Below are 18,228 nucleotides of genomic sequence, written 5' to 3' on the forward strand. Positions count from 1 at the left end.
TAGGCAAGGAGGAGCGACCATGAAACTCGCGACGTTTCGACACAGCGGCAAGGCCCGCATCGGCATCGTTCATTCCGGCGACAGCCGGGTCTTCGACCTGGCCTCGGCGGCGGATCGCGCGGGGACGCCGAACCAGGCTTTCCAGTCGATGCTGGACCTGATCGACGGCGGCGACGCCGCGCTCGACCAGGCGCGGCGGCTGTTCGACAGCCGTTCCGGCGAGGCCGACCTGTCCCGGGACCTGACGGCGGTCGAGCTGCTGTCGCCGCTGCCCGAGCCCCGGCAGATGCGCGACGCCATGTCGTTCCAGAAGCACATTCTGCAGGGCGGCCGGGGCATGGAGAAAAACGCCGCGCGCCGGAACGGCGACATGGCGGAGCTGGCGCGGCTGAATGCCCAGCCGCTCGGCGAATTGCCCGAGGTCTACCGGCAGGTGCCGATCTATTACATCACCAATCGCTTCAGCGTCGCCGGCACCGGCTCGACGGTCAAATGGCCGAAATACAGCCAGATCATGGATTACGAGCTGGAGCTCGCCTGCATCACCAAGGGCAGGGGATCCGATATCGATGCGAAGGCGGCAAAGGACCATATTTTCGGCTTCACCATTTTCAACGACTTCTCGGCGCGCGACGCGCAGCGCATCGAGATGGCCGGCCGGCTCGGTCCCTCGAAGGGCAAGAGCTTCGACGGCGGCAATGTCATCGGCCCCTGGATCGTCACGCCCGATGAGATCGGCGACCCCTATCGCCTGGCCATGAAGGCGCGGGTCAATGGCGAGACGCGTTGCGATTCCACCAGCGAGGGCATGCTGTTTTCGTTCGAGGAGCTGATCGCCCATATTTCGCGCGACGAGACCCTGATGCCCGGCGAGTTCATCGGCTCGGGCACCGTCGGTGACGGCTGCGGACTGGAGCTCGGATTGTTTCTCGAGCATGGCGACACGGTCGAGCTCGAAATCGAGAAGATCGGCATCCTGAAGAACCGCGTCGAGCGCCAGAACACCTGACGCCACCGCGGCCTGACACGATTGCGGCGGCCGCTCGTCCGGGATGATGCCTCAAGGCGATCCCGCGCTCGGCCGCCGTCACGACCAAGAAAACAGCGATCAAGAACCCAGGAGAAACGCCATGTCACGCCGATTGGTCGATATTTCGGTGCCCTTGCAGAACGACGTGCCCGCCGATCCGCCCGGCGGCCATCCGACCATCGAATATATTGACCACCAGCAGGGCATGGATCGCATGCTCAAGTTCTTCCCCGGGCTGAAGCCGCAGGACCTGCCCGATGGCCAGGCCTGGGCGGTCGAGCGGGTGACCCTGTCGACCCATAACGGCACCCACCTGGATGCGCCCTGGCACTATCACCCGACGATGAACCGGGGCGAGCGGTCCTGGACGATCGACGAAGTGCCGCTCGAGTGGTGCCTCCAGCCGGGCGTGAAACTGGACTTCCGTCATTTCGCCGACGGCTATGTGGTGACCGCCGACGATGTCGAGCGCGAGCTGGCGCGGATCGGGCACACGCTGAAGCCGTTGAACATCGTCGTGGTCAATACCAGCGCCGGCGCCAAATTCGGCCGGCAGGACTATGTCAATTCGGGCTGTGGCATGGGTTATGAGGCGACCATGTACCTGCTCGAACGCGGCGTCAGGGTCACCGGCACGGATGCCTGGAGCTGGGACACGCCCTTCGTCTATACGGCAAAAAAATACGCCGAGACGGGGGACGCCAGCCTGATCTGGGAGGGCCACAAGGCGGGCCGGCATATCGGCTATTCGCATATCGAGAAGCTGCACAATCTCGAGCAATTGCCCTCGACCGGTTTCACCGTGTCCTGCTTCCCGGTGAAGATCGAACGCGCCTCGGCCGGCTGGACGCGGGCGATCGCCATCATCGATTAGGTGATGCGCGCCCTGTATGGGCTACGCCCCGAGGGCAATCGGGTTGAAGTCGTGGGTGGCCGGGACAAGCCCGGCCAAGACGGAGAGAGCCAGGCGATGGTGGCCCGGCACGACTTCTTCTTGCACGCACCACCTCCTCTTGCTCGCACCACATCGTCTTGCCCGGGCTTGTCCCGGGCATCCACGAATTGTTTGCATCAAAATGGATCTGTCGTCATTACTTTCCCGACACCGAAATGAATACCGGCTGAACCGACAATTCAAATCGCGTTGGATCTTGTTCAACTACCCTGCGTCATGTGTCGGTTTCGAGTTCAGAACATGCTTGTCAGGTGTATCGTGCGGGCGTCGTTGGTCCTGGCAGTCGTCGGAACACCCATCCTGGCTCCTCTTTTTGCGATCGTTCTTTTGTCCGGGGATCGTGTGTCCGCGACCGGGGCACCGCGATCGGCGGTCATGAACATGCTGCCCAGCGTCCGGGACTAAGCTCGGTCGTTTCAGCGCCCATGCGCCGACCGACATTCTCGTCCTTGTCGGGCTCGTCCCGGCCATCCACGAATTGGCCGCGGTTGCCGATCGCGACACACGTCGTGGGAATCAGGCACGAGCCCAGCCAAGACGATGTAGAGCCTCGCTGGTTCTAAGACCGCGCGAGCCGCGACGATCGCGCGAGCCAGGTACGCCAGGCGTTCTCGTCGCCATGGAAGACGTTGAGGTCGATCCGGCCGGTGACGCCATGCGACAGGCCCGACCCGGAATATTGCCAGAACAGCCAGTTGCGGCCCGGATAGACCTTGGACGGGTGCTGCGCCACGGCGCGCAGCCAGAACGGATAATCCTGGAAGGCGCCGCGCAGGTTGTCGCGGTAGAAGTCCGGGGCCGTATAGATGATCGGGCGCTGGCCGTAATGGGCCTCGAGCCGCTCCATGAAGACCCGCATCTTTTCCAGCACCTGCTCGCGCGACGGACGCCGCGTGCAGCGCGACTCGCCGTTCCACTCGACGTCGATGACCGGGGGCAGGGCGCCCTCGACGCGCGGGACATTGCGGATGAACCAGGCCGCCTGTTCGCTGGCGGACCGGCACCAGTAGAAGAAATGATAGGCGCCGCGCCTCAGCCCGGCGGCGTCTGCCGCATGCCAGTTGCGGTGGAACATCGGATCGAGATGGTCGCCGCCGTCGGTTGCCTTGATATAGGCGAAGTTGGCGCCCTGGCTGCGCAGCCTCACCCAGTCGATATCGCCCTGCCAGCGTGACACGTCGACGCCGTGGACCGCGAGCCTGCGGGGAGAGGCCGAGCCGAAATTGATCGGCTTGGCGTCGCGAAAGCGCCGGCTATGGATCTGTACCGCATCCGCCGAAAGCCGTTGAATGGCCGGCGCGGCGGGCGTGCCGATCATGGCGAGCGCGGTGGGCCGGCTGACCGGCAGGGGCGCGTGCGACGCGCCTGGCATGATGGCGGCCGGCCGTCCCCCGTCGTCGGAAGCCGCGGGGCGGCTTGCGGTCCGGGCGGCGGATGGGGGCGACCTGGTGATCGAGCCGGTCATCTCGGCGACCTGCTGCGGCGCCCCCGCACCCTCGAGCTGCGGGCTCGCGGCGCATCCGGCGAGGCCGAGACACGTGAGCAGGACTGCAGGAGCATAAGTAAAGCGTATGTTCATACAGATCATCTGTGGGGAAACGAGATATTTTTCCCGTTTCCGGGCCCAATTGTCCCGAACTGCCAATGCGACCCAAAAATACCCGATCTTTCGTTCGCCAGGAGTTGATCGCGCCGAAAAAGATTCAATTTGATTTGTTATGATTGATGGAATCTGAACGACACTCATCGCTGGCCATGCATCCGGGGCGCGAGGAACGCCTCGGACATTGCTTCACGGTGCCTTGTGGAGCGGGGCTGACGCAGGGGGGCGAAGTGTCGTTGTAAAATGACGCTCGGTCAGGGGCCGTCGTTAACTATAAAAGAGGTAGATCGCGACGAATATCGGACCCGCAGGCTCTGTTCGAGCGTCGGAGATTTCTCGTGCCGCAAGCAACGTCCCATTGTCCCCTGGTCGTCGGGGTCGATCGCCGCCGGATGTTGATCGGCGCGGCGGCTTCGGCATTGCTTGTCGGCGGTGGTCCTGCGCAAGGGGCGGAAGATCGGCGCGCCGGGGCGGCCGCAAACGGCAATCCGTCAATGCCGCTTCGGCCATATGCGGCGACGGGCAGCCGTCCGGTGCTGGGAACCGACACGGTGCTGGGCCTGGAACGGGCGATCGACGCCTATGCCGCCATCGTCGCGCGCGGCGGCTGGCGGCCTGTCCCGGTGGGCGAGCGGCTGCGCATCGGCGCGCGCGGCCGGGCCGTCTCGCTGTTGCGCGCCCATCTGGTGGCGACCGGCGACCTCGCTGGCAATGCTGGCGGCGGCGATCTGTTCGACGCGGCGATCGAGGCCGCGGTCAAGCGGTTCCAGAGGCGCCATGGCATCATGGCCGACGGGCAAGTGCGGGCGTCGACGCTGGCAGCCTTGAACGTGCCGGCCGAGACGCGGCTCAGGCAGCTCGAAACCAATCTCGTCCGGGTGCGGGCCTATTCGGGCTTTCTCGGCAACCGCTATGTCGTGCTCAATATTCCTGCGGCCGAAGCCGAGGCGGTGGAGAACGACGCCGTCGTGTCGCGCCATGTGGCGGTCGTCGGCAAGGCCGACCGGCAGTCGCCGGTCATTTCGAGCCGGATCGCCGACATCAATTTCAATCCCTATTGGACGATCCCGGCATCGATCATCCGCAAGGATCTGATCCCGAAAATGCAGGCCGAGCCGGACTATCTGGCGCGAAGCCGCATTCGCATCTTCAACGGCGAGGGCCAGGAGGTCGACGCCGCGTCGATCAACTGGAATTCGACCGAGGCCCTGCGATATCGGTTTCGCCAGGACCCTTTCGACGGCAATTCCCTGGGCAATGTGCGGATCAACATCCCCAACGTCCACGCGGTCTATATGCACGATACCCCCGCCAAGGGCCTGTTCGACGAGGACCAGCGCTTTCACTCCTCGGGCTGTGCCCGGATCCAGGATATCCGTGGCCTGATCGCCTGGGCGCTGCAGGGCACGCCCTGGACCCGTCCCGAGATCGACCACGTCCTGCAGACCGACGAGCGGATCGACGCGCGCCCGGCGCAGCCGATCCCGGTCTATTGGGTTTATGTGACCGCCTGGGCCAATCCAGGCGGCGTGGTGCGGTTTCGGCACGACGTCTACGAGCGTGACGGCATTGCCACCCAGCTCGCGCTCAGCCCGCAACGCTAGGGCCGCGACACGGCGCGACGGCGGCGCGGCAGCCGGACTGGCGTTTGACGGCGCCGGTGCTCGGCCGCTTCCGGCCCGGCATAGAGGCGTGTTCGTCCGCGCGAAACGCGACGTTCTGGCTTTGCCAATTCCGCGGGGCTGATCGCCCGGCGATATTGCGGTCAACGGCTTTCACGATCGCCGGAAGCCAGGGCCTTGGCCCTATCCTGAACCGCGCCGCGGCATCGGCCGCGGGCCGCCGCTTCGATGCCGCCACGTCTTGGCAGGACTTGCATTCGAGGTTGTCGACGCGATCCGTCGGCGCCGGGACGGCAACGCGTCTCCGTCGCTCGTCAGCGGTGATTTGCGCCAGGGCAGGTCCATCCGGAATGGGGCACATATGAAACACTGGACCTGGATTGCGGCCCTGATCCTCGCGGGCGCGACACCAGCGGCGGCCGATTACTTGGTCAGGGAAGTCGGCAGTTTTCACGTCGGCGGCCGCCAGGAGACCCTTGCCGGTCTCGCTACGCAGGACCTGATATTCACGCCCGGCGCTCCGCCGGTCCGGAGCGATCCGAACGGCGAATTCGAAACCGGCCAGATGTACGTGCACTATGTGAGGCTGAGCCGGCCGAGGGGCAGCGTCCCTCTTCTGTTCTGGCATGGCGGCGGGCTGACCGGCGTCACCTGGGAGACCAAGCCGGACGGGGCCCCCGGCTGGCAGCATTTTTTCCTCCACGCCGGCTACGATACCTTTGTCTCGGATGCGGTCGAACGCGGCCGGGCGTCCTGGTCCCGCTACCCGGAGATCTACCGGAGCGCACCGTTCTTTCGCGCCAAACGGGAGGGCTGGGAGCTGTTTCGGCTCGGCCCGTCCTACCAACCCGGTGGCCGGCGCGAGGCCTTTGCCGGTGTCCGGTTCCCGCTCGACGCCTACGACCAGTTTGCCAAGCAGTTCGTGCCGCGCTGGGTCACGAACGACGCGGCGACCCAGGCCGCCTACGACGCCCTCGTCCAGAAGGTCTGTCCCTGTGTGATCGTCGCCCATAGCCAAGGGGCAAACTTTGCCTTCACCGCGGCCCTGACGGCCCCCGACAAGGTCAAGGCCCTGGTCGTTGTCGAGCCATCGGCTGCACCCGACCCCGCGATGATCGATCTCGCCAGGCTGAAGTCGGTGCCGCATCTCGCCGTCTGGGGCGACAACATGCCTGCGGTCCCGGTCTGGGGCCGCCTCGTGCAGGCGCCGAACAGATATCTGTCCGCGCTCCGGGCGGTCGGCGGGAAGGTCGAGGTTCTGGATCTTCCCGCGATCGGCATCCGCGGCAATTCGCACATGCTGATGATGGACGACAATTCGGATGCCATTGCCGGCCGCATCCAGCACTGGCTGGCGTCGCAAGGACTGTGAACCGCCCGCGGCGGGCCGACCTCGAAGACGTCAGGCGTGTGGTCCGTGTTCGATCTCGGTGCGGACCCCACACGGGCGACCGGCGCAGAACGGTGCTTCGTCCGCTATCCGCGGATCCATGCTTCGATGCCGGGCGCCGCGGTTCAATTCTGCCGGTTTTGGTTTGATCTGGGGGAACCAAGATGCTGACGCGCCGAACAATGCTGGCCGCTCTGTCCGTCCTGTCGGCACCGGGGCGATCGCATGCCGACGACACCGGGCTGCGGCATTATCCAAGCCGTCCTGTCGTGCTGGTGGTGCCCTATCCGCCGGGAGGGTCGGTCGACAGCGTCGGCAGGATCCTGGCTGCGGCGATGGGGCAGGACCTCGGCGTCAATGTCGTGGTGGAAAATCGCGGTGGGGCGGCGGGTTCGATCGCCAGCACCGTGGTGGCCAGGGCCGAGCCGGACGGCCATACGCTCGTCTTGGGAACGCAGCAGACCCATGCCACCAATCCGAGCCTTCTTGCGCAGATCGCCTATGACCCGGTGAAGGATTTCGCGCCGGTCGCCGGACTGGCCGTCATTCCTCATCTCATCGCCACCCGAAACGACCTGGGCGTGTCGGATGTGCGGGGTCTCATCGCCCTGGCGCGGTCGAGGCCGCAGGGCTTGATCTACGGCTCGACGGGGCAGGGCTCGTCGTCGCAACTTGCCACCGAACTGTTCCGGATGCGGGCCGGCATCGAAAGGCTTGTCCATGTCCCGTTCCGCGGCGCCGGTCCCATGGTGCAGGAGCTGATCGCCGGACGGATCGACTTTTGCCTGGTTTCCATTCCAAGCGTCGTGTCATTCGTCGAAGCCGGAAGCGTCAAGGCTCTCGCGGTCGCCAGGGCACGGCGCATCGAACGAATGCCGGACCTGCCTGCGATCACCGAGGCCGGCATGACCGGGGTCGATGCCGACGCCTGGTTCGCCTTGTTCGCACCGGCGCGAACACCGCCGCCGATCATCGAGCGGCTGTTTCAGGCCGTTTCGAAGACGCTGCGGCGCGACGACATCCGCGCCGGTCTCGCGGCGCAGGGCGTGGTCATCGCGCTGACGCCCGGATCGACCATCGCGAGCAGCCTTCCCTCCGAGATCGCCCGATGGGCCGAGGTCGTCAAGGCCGCGGGCGTCAAACCCGAATAGGGCCCGGCGGCGCGCGTCCCGGACCGCGCCATGGCCGGGCCGTCTTCGTCAGAGCAGTCCGAGCTTCGAGGCCGAACCCGCCGGCGCGCGGCTCTGCGTCAGGTGGTCCATCAGGAGGCGCGCGGGCCGTGACAGCGTGTCGGGATCGCGCGTCACGATCTTGAGCTCGCGCGCCGCCCACTCTTCGAGCAGCGGGATGGCCACAAGGTTCATTCCCGACCCGACCAGCTCGAATGCGCGGTCGGGCATCAGCGCGACGCCGAGGCCGCCTTCGACGATCCGGCAAACAGTATCGAAGCCCGGCAGATGGATCCCCGCCTTCAATTCGCGCCCGAGCCGGGCGGCGGCGAAACGCGAGCGGGAATAGACCGGACAGTCGACATGAAAGCCGACATATTCAAAGTCGAGCGTATCCGCGAAGGGTACCTGGTCCAGGGCGGCCAGGGGATGGTCGTCGCGGGCGATGACCACGAGCCGATCCGCGCGATAGGGCCAGACCTTCAGGTCGCCGCTCTCGCCATGCACTTCGCAGATGCCGATCTCGGCCACCTTGTCTTCAATGCCCTTCACGACGGCCGGACTGATGCGCTGCTCCAGATTGATCTTGATGAGGTTGTGAACCTGGGAAAAAAGGTAGAGATCCTCCGGCAGGAATTCGACGATCACCGAAATATTCGCCAGTATATTGACGTTGCCGCGTATGCCGGAAGCATGCTCCCGGAGTTCGGAACCCATTTCGAGGACACTGGAGACGATCCGGCGCGCGTGACGAAGGAGCGATGTGCCGGCATCGGTCAGTATCATGCCCTTGGCGTGCCGCAGGAACAGCTCGGCTCCCAATATCCTTTCGAGATCCGACAGCCTTTTGCTCAATGCGCTGGGCGAGATCGACTCGCGGTCGGCCGCGCGCGTCAGATTGCGTTCCTCGCAAACGGCGATGAACAGCTGCAGCGACACCAGGTCGACCCGATGGATCAAGTTGCGAAGCGACATCGTCGTCAGTCCTGCCGGCAAGACCCGGTTGGCCCTCTCGGTGCTCCGGCACCCCTATAGCATTCCGGCTCCCGGCGAGCCATTCGCGCCACGATGGATGACGCGCATGGCGCACCTCGTCGGCGCGCGAGACATTGCCGGCTTGCGTCGGTCATCCGCCTCCGGTCGATGACTTAGCCGACCGCGCATCATGGGTCTCTTCGCAAGAATGAAACCTGTCGTTCGCCGATCGCGAATTCTGGATCATTTTTGGCTGTGCTAGGTCGAAAGCAGGCGCGGATCCAAGCGTTGCTATAAAAATCAACAAAATGGGGAGTGATATCGTGAGCTCGCAAGACGATCTGCTGGCAATGACGCCGGCCGCCGCCGCCGCGACGGATCCGTCCGGATGGTGGGGCGCCCTGGGGCCGACCGAGAGGCGCACGTTTGCGACAGCATGGGCAGGCTGGTCGCTCGACTCGTTCGACGTGAATATCTACAGCTTCGTCATCCCGTCATTGATGGTCGCCTGGGGCATGACGTCCGGCCAGGCCGGGCTCCTCGGGACATCCGCGCTGTTCGCGTCGGCACTGGGCGGCTGCGTCGCCGGCATGTTGTGCGACCGCTACGGCCGGGTTCTCGTGTTGCAGATCACCATCGCCTGGTTCGCGTTCTTCACGTTTCTGAGCGGCTTCACCACCAGTTTCGAGCAGTTGCTGGTGGTCCGCTGCCTGCAAGGTTTTGGTTTCGGCGGTGAATGGGCGGCCGGAGCCGTCCTGATCAGCGAAATCGTCAAGCCGGCGCATCGGGGGCGGGTCGGGGGGCTGGTTCAGAGCGGCTGGGCTGTCGGCTGGGGCCTGGCGGCCGTCGTCGCTGCCGTGGTTCTCACCTGGTTCGGCCCGGATACCGGCTGGAAGGTCATGTTCTGGATCGGCATTCTGCCGGCGCTTCTCATCGTCTATATCAGGCGCAATATCCCCGAGCCCGCGATCAATCAGCGCGCGACGCCCACGAGCGTCGGCGAGATGCTCTCGATCTTCCGCGCTCCCCTGAGATCGCGCGTCTTCTTCGCGGCGCTGGTCACCACCGGCGGCATGGGCGGAGCCTATTCGATCATCACGTGGTTGCCGACCTTCCTGCGGGCGGAGCGGCAGCTTTCCATTGCCGGCGCCAGTGGCTATGTGGCACTGGCGACCTGCGGTGCCTTTTGCGGCTTCGTGCTCGCCGGGTTCCTGGCCGACGCCATCGGCCGCAAGCGCACCGTGCTGGGCATGGCGCTGCTCGCGGCGGGTCTCGTATGCGTCTACACCGTCGCGCCGATCACGCAGGGCCAGCTGCTGGCTGTCGGCTTCCTGGTCGGATTTGCGACGAACGGCATTTTCGGCTGCATCGGGGCGTTCCTGAGCGAGCTTTTCCCGACCCGGGTCCGGGGAACGGCGCAGGGTTTCGTCTACAATGCCGGCCGAGGCATCGGCGCTCTCTTTCCGGCGCTTGTCGGCTTCATCTCGCCCGCTCTGCCGCTCGGCCAGGCCATGGGATATGTCGCGGTCGGCTGTTATGCCCTGGTTCTTGTCGGTCTCCTGGGCCTGCCCGAAACGCGCGGCCGCGACCTCTCCGCCGTGAGCTGAAGACGTTCACGCCCATTGAGCCGAGCAAGAAGATGAACATGCCGCAAGCACGAGTTCAGCTGTGCCAGGGTCCGGATCCCGACCATCGGGAGCCGGCCTTCACGGTGCCGAAGGGGGCCTGTGACACCCATGCACATGTCATTTGGCCGCCTGACCGCCAGCCATTCGTTGGCGAGCGCAGCTATACCCCGCCGGAAGCGTCCGAGAGCGCCTACTTCGCGATGCTCGACGCCCTCCATATGGATCGCGGCGTGCTCGTGCAGCTCAGCGCCCATGGCACCGACAATAGCGGCTTGCTCGACGTGATTTCGCGCCATCCCGGGAGATTGCGCGGGATCGTCGCGCTCGGAGACGGCCTCTCCGAGGCCGATTTGCGCCGGATGCACCGGAGCGGGGTTCGCGGCGCAAGGTTCAATGTTCTCTTTGGCGGCGGGGTTGCCCTCGACCGGCTCGAAGATCTCGCCCGCCGCATTGCCGGGCTCGGATGGCATGTCGAGCTCCTGATCGACCTGCGCATGCTGCCCGAGCTTGCCCCGCGGCTGCGCCGGCTGCCCGTCGATGTCGTCATCGATCACATGGGCTTCACGCCGGTCTCACAAAGGACCGGCCATGCCGGCTTTGCCGTCTTGCTGGGGATGCTCGAGACCGGCAGGACCTGGGTCAAGCTCTCCGGCGCCAATCGCATCACGGTCGCGGGCGCGCCCTTTCTCGACACGATCGCGGTCGGCGCGGCGCTTGTCGATGCGGCCCCCGATCGATGCGTCTGGGGATCCGACTGGCCTCACGTGGCGGTCGAGGGACCCATGTTCAAAACGACGGATCTTCTTGACATCCTGCCGTCATGGGCGCCGGAAAAGCGCGTTCGCGACCGCATATTGGTGGACAATCCCCGCAGGCTCTACGATTTTCCAGATGATCCGGATGGCGGGCCGCGCTGAGCAGTTCCGGCGTCTCGTCGTTCTGATGATGCCGGACCGGGGCGTTCAGATCCGCCGGTCGCTGGCCACGCCGAAATGGCAGATGCCTTCGCCGGGCTTTGCGCCGGCATGCGGGAAGATGATGTAGCCGGGGCAGGGGGCGGTGACCGCCTCGCCATTGGCGCGCCGGGCGATGAGGGCGCCGGCGGCGACCGCGTCGCCGGTGCGCCATGAGCCCTCCAGGCGGTCGCCCTCTGCCTCGCAGACGATGATGTCGACGACATGGATGACCGTCTGCGGCCGCCGCGGCGGACGCGGGGCGTCGGTCAGGCCGAGATGGGCGAGGGTGTTGACGATGGCGGCATAACCGACCTCGGCCGAGGCCGGGTCGTCATGGGAGCCGCACTCCAGCGTGACGCCGTAGCCGCCGCAGAAGCGGATATATTCGGTCGTGCCATAACCCTCGGAGATCGCGATCGCGGGAAAGCCGATCCGTGCGCGGGCCGCGAGCAGGCGCGCGTAGTTTTCCAGCCAGCCGTGAATGGCGACGTCGGTGCCGAGGCAGCCGGCCAGCGCGCCCTCGGCCTCGGCATGCCGGAAGGCCTCCAACTGGCCGTGGTTGTTCTCCGGCCCGAAAAAGACGAAAGGCTCGCCCTGGCTGCGGAACGAATGAATGTCGAGCAGCACGTCGTGCCGGCGCAGCAGGGCGCAGATGCGATTGCCGATCCGGTCCTCGTAATCGGCCGGCGCGGGTTTCTCGCGCAGGTCGCGGTTGAGATTGCGGTCGCCTTCGCGGGTTTGCTGCAGATAGGCCTTGGGATTGGCGACCGGCACGAAGGTGACGTCGCCGCGCCGGATCAGGTGCTCGCCCGACCGGCAGGCGGCCATGGCGCGGCGGATCGCATTGGGGCCGCAGTTCTCGTTGCCGTGCACGGCGCCCATCACGATCAGGGCCGGACCGGTGCCCAGGCCGGAGAACGTGATGCTCTCGAGGGGGCCGTTCAATGCGACGTCGCGTTCGGCCTCGCGCAGCCCTGGGTTCTCGCTCAAAGCACTGTCCTCTCCGAATCCGCCGTGAATGTCTCCACAGCCCGGTCGCGCAGGCAAGCGCCGCGTCGGGCCTCTGGAAGGGTCGGGCTCCCGAGACGTCCAGGCGCGGGTGTCATCGCGCCGCGCCGGTCGATGGCTGAGGCAGCTGGCCGGAGCGCCGGGAGGAAGGGGCCGGCAGGCGCTCGCGGCTTGGCCAGGCCTTCGATTGATGATGACGCGGCCCCGTGGCACATCAGCGCGGCGGGACGCGCAAGGCGTTTGCGACAGCGACCGTCGCCGGAGCGACGGTCGTCGGTCGCGGTCGGATGGGGCAGGGCATGTTGAAACAGTTCGGCCAAGACATCTGGATCGCCGATGGAGCCGAGGTCGCCGTCGCGGGTTTTCATTACCCCACGCGCATGGCCGTCATCCGCTTGTCGGACGGAAACCTGTTCGTCTGGTCGCCGATCCGATTCACGGAAGGCCTGCGGGCGGCGGTGGATGGCCTCGGCCAGGTGCGGCACATCGTTGCGCCCAACGCGTTGCACCACCTGTTTCTCGCGCAGTGGCAGAGCGCTTATCCCGGGGCCTTGGTCCATGCCCCGCCGGGCTTGCGCCGGAAGCGCCCGGACATCGCCTTTGACGGCGACCTCGGTGACGCGCCGGACCCGGGCTGGGCCAGGGAGATCGATCAGGTCCCGATGCCGGGCAATCTGATCACGACGGAAGTGGTCTTCTTTCACGCCAATAGCGGCACCGTGCTCTTTACCGACCTGCTCCAGCAATTTCCGGCCGGCATGTTCTCCGGCTGGCGGGCGGTCGTGGCGAAACTGGACCTGATGGTTGGCCCCGAGCCGTCGGTGCCACGCAAATTTCGTCTCGCCTTTGTCGATCGGCGCGCCGCGCGTGCTGCCCTCGAACGCATTCTCGCCTGGCCCGCCGAGAAGGTGCTGATGGCCCACGGCGCGCCCGTTGAAACCGATGCCCGCGCCTTTCTGCGCCGGGCATTCGCATGGCTGACCGGGTGAGGCCGACGGCAGGGCCATGAGGGGGCGGTCCTCAGTGCGGCCCATCCATCAGCCGGAGCGTCGGCCGGCCGCCGCGGTTCTCTTCGATTTCCGTGCGGTTGCGGCCGAGTTCCTTGGCCCGGTAGAGCGCCCGGTCCGCCAGCGCGACGAGTTCGTCGGGGCAGCCTTCCAGCCTCGGCGTGAGGCAGGCGACGCCGACGCTCAGTCGCGGTCCGGCGCTCGCCTCGCCGGGCTCGGCCTGGGCGAGGCGCGCGCGCACCATTTCGGCCACCCGCACGCCGCCTTCCACCGAGGTTCCGGGCAAAAGGATCGAGAATTCGTCGCCGCCGTAACGCGTGCCGTGATCGCCCGGCCGCCGGATGCTGCCCTTGATCGCCGACCCCAGGGCTTGCAGCAGCCTGTCGCCGGCCTGATGGCCGTGCTGGTCGTTATAGGTCTTGAAGTGGTCGACATCGAGCATGACCAGCGCCAGCGGCTCCTGGGCGCGTGCCGCGCGCCCCCATTCCTGATCGAGCGTCTCGTTGAAATGCCGGCGATTGGACAGGCCGGTCAGGCCGTCCGTGGTGGCCAGCAACTCGAGTTCGGCCTCGGTCTCCGCCCGTCGCTTCAATTCGCGCGCCAGATAGACGGCGAGCGTGATGGTCACCAGGCAAAGCGCCGCGACCAGCAGGCTGACGATCGAGGCGTAGCGGCGCCAGGACGCATAGATGTCGGCCAGCGACTGTCCGACCACGACGACCAGCGGCAGCTCGCCGACCTGGCTATAGACCATGAGCCGTTCGATGCCGTCGGGCACGATGCGGACCTCATAGCGGCCGTCTCGTGCTTCCGCGTAATGTTTGAACAGCTCGGTGGACCGGAGATTCCAGTCGAGCAGTTCTTCCCGGAAGGGCCAGCGCATGAGCATGGCGCCGTCGGTGCGGACGAGCGTGATGAGGCCGTCGGTTCCCAGCAGCGTGTCCTTGAACAGGGTGTGGAAATATTCCAGGCGCAGGGCGCCGAGCGCGACGCCGGCGAAGGAACCGTCCGGGTGCGACAGGCGCCGGCTGACCCCGGCGCTGAGCTGCCCGGTGATCGGGTCCTCATAGGGCCGGCTGATATAGAGTTCCGTCGACGGGTTGGTCTTGTGGAACTGGAAATAATCGCGATCGCTGAGATTGACCGAAAGCGGGTAGAGCGTGCGCGAATCCAGTTGCACCTCGCCGGTCTCGTCGATCACCATGATGCCGCCGAGATGGCGCGCGGTGGCCGACCGGTCGAACAGGATGATCTGGCGCAGTTCAGGGCTGATCTGGTTGATGTCGGGGCGTTTCAGGCCCTCCACGACCGCGGCCAGCGACAGGTCGACGCTCTCGATATTGCGGACGGTATCCGCCTCGATCGCGGCGACCAGGCTGGTGCCGGTCAGGGCCGCGCGGTCGAGGGCGGCGTGGCGGGCCTCGATCAGCACGTGGGCGCACAGCGCGCAGAAGCAACCGGCAATCACGACGATCGGCACGACCCAACGCAAGGTCGGCCTGTCGCTCGCCCAGTTCGCCGTCCAACGCCTGCGAGACATGTCTTGCGTTGTTCCCTGCCGAACCCCGGATCATGCCGGGTTTGGCTCTACCGAAGGTTAATCGAGTGCCGCCGGGTCAAGTCAAATGGCATTTCACCAGGGGGTTCGCGTCAGGCGGGTCGCTACGCCGGCCCGATAGCCGATGATTGCGCGCGGCGTCCGGCCGCCGCGCGCCAACCCGGGCGTTGCCTGGGCCGCCGCCGGTGCTGGTCGGCCGGCGGCCCCCGGAGGTCGCCGACAGCGATCAGCGTCCGCCGATGCCGCACGCCTCACGCGGCCCCGGTTGCCGGGGCGCCCGGCCGGGCTCTCGCCTGCAGGCGCGATACCGCCTCGGCCAGCGGAATGTCGGCCTGCGCGCCGTCGCGCTCGCGCAGGGTCACCCGGCCGTCCCTCATCTCGCGCCCGCCGACGATGGCCATCACCGGCACGGCCATGTCATGCGCCGCCACGATGCGCCGCGACAGGGTGTCGGCGTCGTCATAGGCAATGGCCCGGATCCCGGCATCCTCGAACGCGGCCACCACGTCCGCGCCATATCCGGCCTGGTCTTTCGAGATCGGCGCGACCGCGACCTGATCCGGCGACAGCCAGAACGGCAGCACGCCGCCATGGTGCTCGAGCAGGATCGCGATCATGCGGCCGAGCGATCCGAAGACGGCATGGTGGATCATCACCGGCCTGGCGCGGCTGCCGTCGGGGGCGATGTAGGACGCGTCGAGCCGCTCCGGCAGCACGCCGTCGATCTGCACCGTGCCGCATTGCCAGGATCGCCCCAGCCGGTCGCGCAGCGCGAATTCCAGCTTCGGTCCGTAGAACGCGCCTTCGCCGGGGTTGATGTGAGGCGCGAGGCCGCGGCGCCGCGCGGCATCGCCGAGCTTCGCCTCCGCCCAGTCCCAGGTCGCGTCGTCGCCGGCGCGCACCGCCGGCCGTGTCGCCAGCGCCACCTCGTAATCGGGAAAGCCGAGGTCGCGATAGACCTCGCCCAGCAGGGCGATGAAACCGGCGACCTCGCTCTCCACGTCCTGTTCGCGGCAGAACACATGCGCGTCATCCTGCTCGAAGGCGCGTGTCCGCATGATGCCATGGAGCGAACCGGACGGCTCGTTGCGGTGGCAAGCGCCGAATTCGGCATAGCGGATCGGCAGCTCCCGCCAGGAGCGCAGCCCCTTGTTGAAGATCTGCACGTGGCAGGGGCACGACATCGGTTTCAGCGCCATCGCCTGCTCGCCGTCGTCGACCCGGAACATATGCGCGCCGAACTTGTCCCAGTGGCCGCTGCGGCTCCAGAGTTCCCTGGGCAATAACTGCGGTGTCCGGACTTCGGCATAGCCGGCACGGCGCATCTTGTGCCGGACATAGTCCTCCAGCACCCGGTAGATCGCGTAGCCGCGCGGATGCCAGAACACCATGCCCGGCGCATCGTCCTGCAGGTGCCAGAGATTGAGTTTCACGCCGAGATTTCTGTGGTCGAGATCGTCCATGGCTAGGTTCCTTGTGCGAGGAAAAAGCGCGGACGGGACCATCAAGAATAGAAAAAGCCCCGTCCGTCGCCGGCGGGGCCTTTCTGAATGAACGACGCTTGTCTCTAGCGTGCGCAACCAGCAGGCGATCCGCCGTAAGCGGTCGCCGTGGTGGTCAGTGCGGCTGATTGAAGCTTGTTCATGTCTCGATATCTGGTGGCAAAACGCCCGGACGTCAACGCCCCGCTCGAAGTTTCGGTCGACGGGGCCGCCTCCGCCTTGCGCGGCCGGAGGCCAGGCCCGCCTAATTGACGCCGCGCTCCCGGCCCGCCCAATAGGGATCGCGCAAATGCCGCCTGAGGATCTTGCCGGAGGCGTTGCGCGGCAGGGCCGTGATGAAGTCGACCGATTTGGGCGCCTTGAAGCCGGCGATCCGCGTGCGTGTCGCCGCGATGATGTCCTCGGCTGTCGCCCGGGCACCCGGCTTGAGCACCACCACCGCCTTCACCGCCTCGCCCCAGGTGTCGTCGGGCACGCCGAAGACCGCGACTTCGGCGACGTCGGGATGGTAGCAGACCGCGTTCTCGACCTCGGCGGGATAGATGTTCTCGCCACCCGAGATGATCATGTCCTTCATCCGGTCGTGGATATAGACATAGCCGTCGGCATCGAGATAGCCGGCGTCGCCGGTGCGCAGCCAATTGTCGGCGCCGAGCGTCCGGGCCGAGGCCTCGGGCAGGTTCCAGTAGCCGACCATGTTGGCGTCGGAGCGCGTGGCGATTTCGCCGACCTCGCCGACCGGCAGCGGCCGGCCCGAGGGATCGATAATGGCGATCTCGACGCCGGCCATCGCCTTGCCGGCCGAGCGCATGCGGGCGAGCCCTTCGACATGATCCTCCGGCGCCAGCACGACGACCGTGCCGGTGGTTTCGGTCATGCCGTACATCTGCACGAAGCCGCAGCCGAACATGGCGATGCATTCCTTGAGCAGGGCGGCCGGTATCGGCGAGGCGCCGTAGAGCATGTAGCGCAGCCGCGAATAGTCGACCTGGCTTGCCCGGGGATGGCGCACGACGATCTGCATCGCGGCCGGCACCAGAAACAGCTTGGTGACCTTGAAGGCCTCGAAGAAGTCGAGCACGCGGTTGGGGTCGAACTCGCGCATGATCACGCCCTTGGCGCCGTGATAGAGGCCCATCACGCCCCAGCCCGAGCCGCCGATGTGAAACACCGGCATGGCGACCAGCGAGACGTCGTCCGCCGACCAGCGGTTCCAGTCCGGCGTATCGACCTTGCCCTGTCGCCTGAGGCTGAGAAAATTGCGGTGGCACAACATCACGCCCTTCGGATTGCCGGTCGTGCCCGATGTGTAGAGCTGGATCGCGACATCCATCTCGCCGGTCGGCAGGCGCGGATCGGCCGGGCTCTGCGCGTCGCGCCAGGGGGTGAAATCCGGCCAGTCCGCCGCGCCGCCTTCGGTGGTCATGAAGGTCTTCACGCCGGGCATTTGCGCTGCGATGGCGCGCACCTGTTCGATGCATTCGGGGCCGACGAAGACCGCCGCGGCCCGGCTGTCATTGACGATGAAGGCGATCTCGGGACCGGCGAGCCGCCAGTTGACCGGCGCCATCACGACCCTGGCCTTCATCGCGCCCAGCAGCAGCTCGAAATAGCTGTCGCTGTTCTTGCCGAGATAGCAGATGCGTTCATCCGGCCGGATGCCGAGGGCAGCAAGCCCGTTGGCGATGCGGCTGGTGCGCGCATCGAGGGTCGCGAAACTGGTGTCGCGCCCTTCGAAATGAAAGGCGATCGCGTCGCCGCGGGCCTGCGCCTGCAGGCGGACCATGTCGACGAGCGTCGCCGGCTCCTGGCTGTCGACCATGGT

The 18,228-nt window shown here is 66.4% G+C and carries 14 protein-coding genes; 8 read left to right on the plus strand and 6 right to left on the minus strand.

The window, feature by feature from the left end; genetic code table 11:
- Nucleotides 1–19: 19 nt before the first annotated feature.
- Together AC07WJ_RS24905 and AC07WJ_RS24910 are read left to right on the plus strand one after the other, a co-directional pair.
- Nucleotides 20–1,009, plus strand: a complete 990-nt coding sequence (locus AC07WJ_RS24905) for a fumarylacetoacetate hydrolase family protein (protein ID WP_494937364.1) — start codon at nt 20–22, stop codon at nt 1,007–1,009.
- Between the two features lie 121 nt (nt 1,010–1,130).
- Nucleotides 1,131–1,904, plus strand: coding sequence for a cyclase family protein (locus tag AC07WJ_RS24910; RefSeq protein WP_494937365.1), 774 nt, complete (start codon nt 1,131–1,133; stop codon nt 1,902–1,904).
- A 640-nt stretch (nt 1,905–2,544) separates the two neighbouring features.
- On the opposite strand, the gene AC07WJ_RS24915 is transcribed toward AC07WJ_RS24910, so the two are convergent.
- On the minus strand, nt 2,545–3,558 hold the full coding sequence (locus AC07WJ_RS24915; protein WP_494937543.1) for a glycoside hydrolase family 25 protein: 1,014 nt from the start codon (nt 3,556–3,558) through the stop codon (nt 2,545–2,547).
- Nucleotides 3,559–4,082: 524 nt separating this feature from the next.
- Between AC07WJ_RS24915 and AC07WJ_RS24920 the strand changes: the two genes are divergently transcribed.
- The 3 genes from AC07WJ_RS24920 (at nt 4,083) to AC07WJ_RS24930 (ending at nt 7,751) form a co-directional block, all read left to right on the plus strand.
- Nucleotides 4,083–5,192, plus strand: coding sequence for a L,D-transpeptidase family protein (locus tag AC07WJ_RS24920; protein WP_494937366.1), 1,110 nt, complete (start codon nt 4,083–4,085; stop codon nt 5,190–5,192).
- A gap of 379 nt (nt 5,193–5,571) precedes the next feature.
- A complete protein-coding gene (locus AC07WJ_RS24925) occupies nt 5,572–6,582 on the plus strand; it encodes an alpha/beta hydrolase (RefSeq protein ID WP_494937367.1) in 1,011 nt (336 codons plus the stop codon).
- 182 nt (nt 6,583–6,764) lie between these two features.
- The gene (locus AC07WJ_RS24930; protein ID WP_494937368.1) at nt 6,765–7,751 is read left to right on the plus strand and encodes a Bug family tripartite tricarboxylate transporter substrate binding protein; all 987 of its coding nucleotides are present in this window, start codon (nt 6,765–6,767) and stop codon (nt 7,749–7,751) included.
- 48 nt (nt 7,752–7,799) lie between these two features.
- Here the strand turns inward: AC07WJ_RS24930 and AC07WJ_RS24935 are convergent, their stop codons facing one another.
- Complete coding sequence (locus AC07WJ_RS24935) at nt 7,800–8,765, minus strand: LysR family transcriptional regulator (RefSeq protein ID WP_494937369.1); 966 nt, start codon at nt 8,763–8,765, stop codon at nt 7,800–7,802.
- A 302-nt stretch (nt 8,766–9,067) separates the two neighbouring features.
- On the opposite strand from AC07WJ_RS24935, the gene AC07WJ_RS24940 reads away from it, so the two are divergent.
- Both AC07WJ_RS24940 and AC07WJ_RS24945 read left to right on the plus strand, forming a co-directional pair.
- Nucleotides 9,068–10,351 (plus strand): MFS transporter, encoded by a 1,284-nt coding sequence (locus AC07WJ_RS24940; RefSeq protein ID WP_494937370.1) that lies wholly within the window; start codon nt 9,068–9,070, stop codon nt 10,349–10,351.
- 104 nt (nt 10,352–10,455) lie between these two features.
- The gene (locus AC07WJ_RS24945) at nt 10,456–11,289 is read left to right on the plus strand and encodes an amidohydrolase family protein (protein ID WP_494937371.1); all 834 of its coding nucleotides are present in this window, start codon (nt 10,456–10,458) and stop codon (nt 11,287–11,289) included.
- 45 nt (nt 11,290–11,334) lie between these two features.
- Here the strand turns inward: AC07WJ_RS24945 and AC07WJ_RS24950 are convergent, their stop codons facing one another.
- Nucleotides 11,335–12,318: a M14 family metallopeptidase gene (locus AC07WJ_RS24950; RefSeq protein WP_494937372.1), complete on the minus strand. Its 984-nt coding sequence runs from the start codon at nt 12,316–12,318 to the stop codon at nt 11,335–11,337.
- A 317-nt stretch (nt 12,319–12,635) separates the two neighbouring features.
- Between AC07WJ_RS24950 and AC07WJ_RS24955 the strand changes: the two genes are divergently transcribed.
- A complete protein-coding gene (locus AC07WJ_RS24955; protein ID WP_494937373.1) occupies nt 12,636–13,325 on the plus strand; it encodes a DUF4336 domain-containing protein in 690 nt (229 codons plus the stop codon).
- Between the two features lie 31 nt (nt 13,326–13,356).
- Here AC07WJ_RS24955 and AC07WJ_RS24960 read toward each other — a convergent pair whose 3' ends face one another.
- From AC07WJ_RS24960 to AC07WJ_RS24970, 3 genes are all read right to left on the minus strand, one after another.
- Entirely contained in the window at nt 13,357–14,883 is a 1,527-nt protein-coding gene (locus AC07WJ_RS24960; protein ID WP_494937374.1) for a sensor domain-containing diguanylate cyclase, read from the minus strand.
- Nucleotides 14,884–15,152: 269 nt separating this feature from the next.
- Nucleotides 15,153–16,364: a threonine--tRNA ligase gene (thrS, locus tag AC07WJ_RS24965; RefSeq protein ID WP_494937375.1), complete on the minus strand. Its 1,212-nt coding sequence runs from the start codon at nt 16,362–16,364 to the stop codon at nt 15,153–15,155.
- A 283-nt stretch (nt 16,365–16,647) separates the two neighbouring features.
- The gene (locus tag AC07WJ_RS24970; RefSeq protein WP_494937376.1) at nt 16,648–18,225 is read right to left on the minus strand and encodes a fatty acid--CoA ligase; all 1,578 of its coding nucleotides are present in this window, start codon (nt 18,223–18,225) and stop codon (nt 16,648–16,650) included.
- Nucleotides 18,226–18,228: the final 3 nt, after the last annotated feature.

The organism is Phreatobacter sp. GW821-FHT04C01, assembly GCF_059420385.1.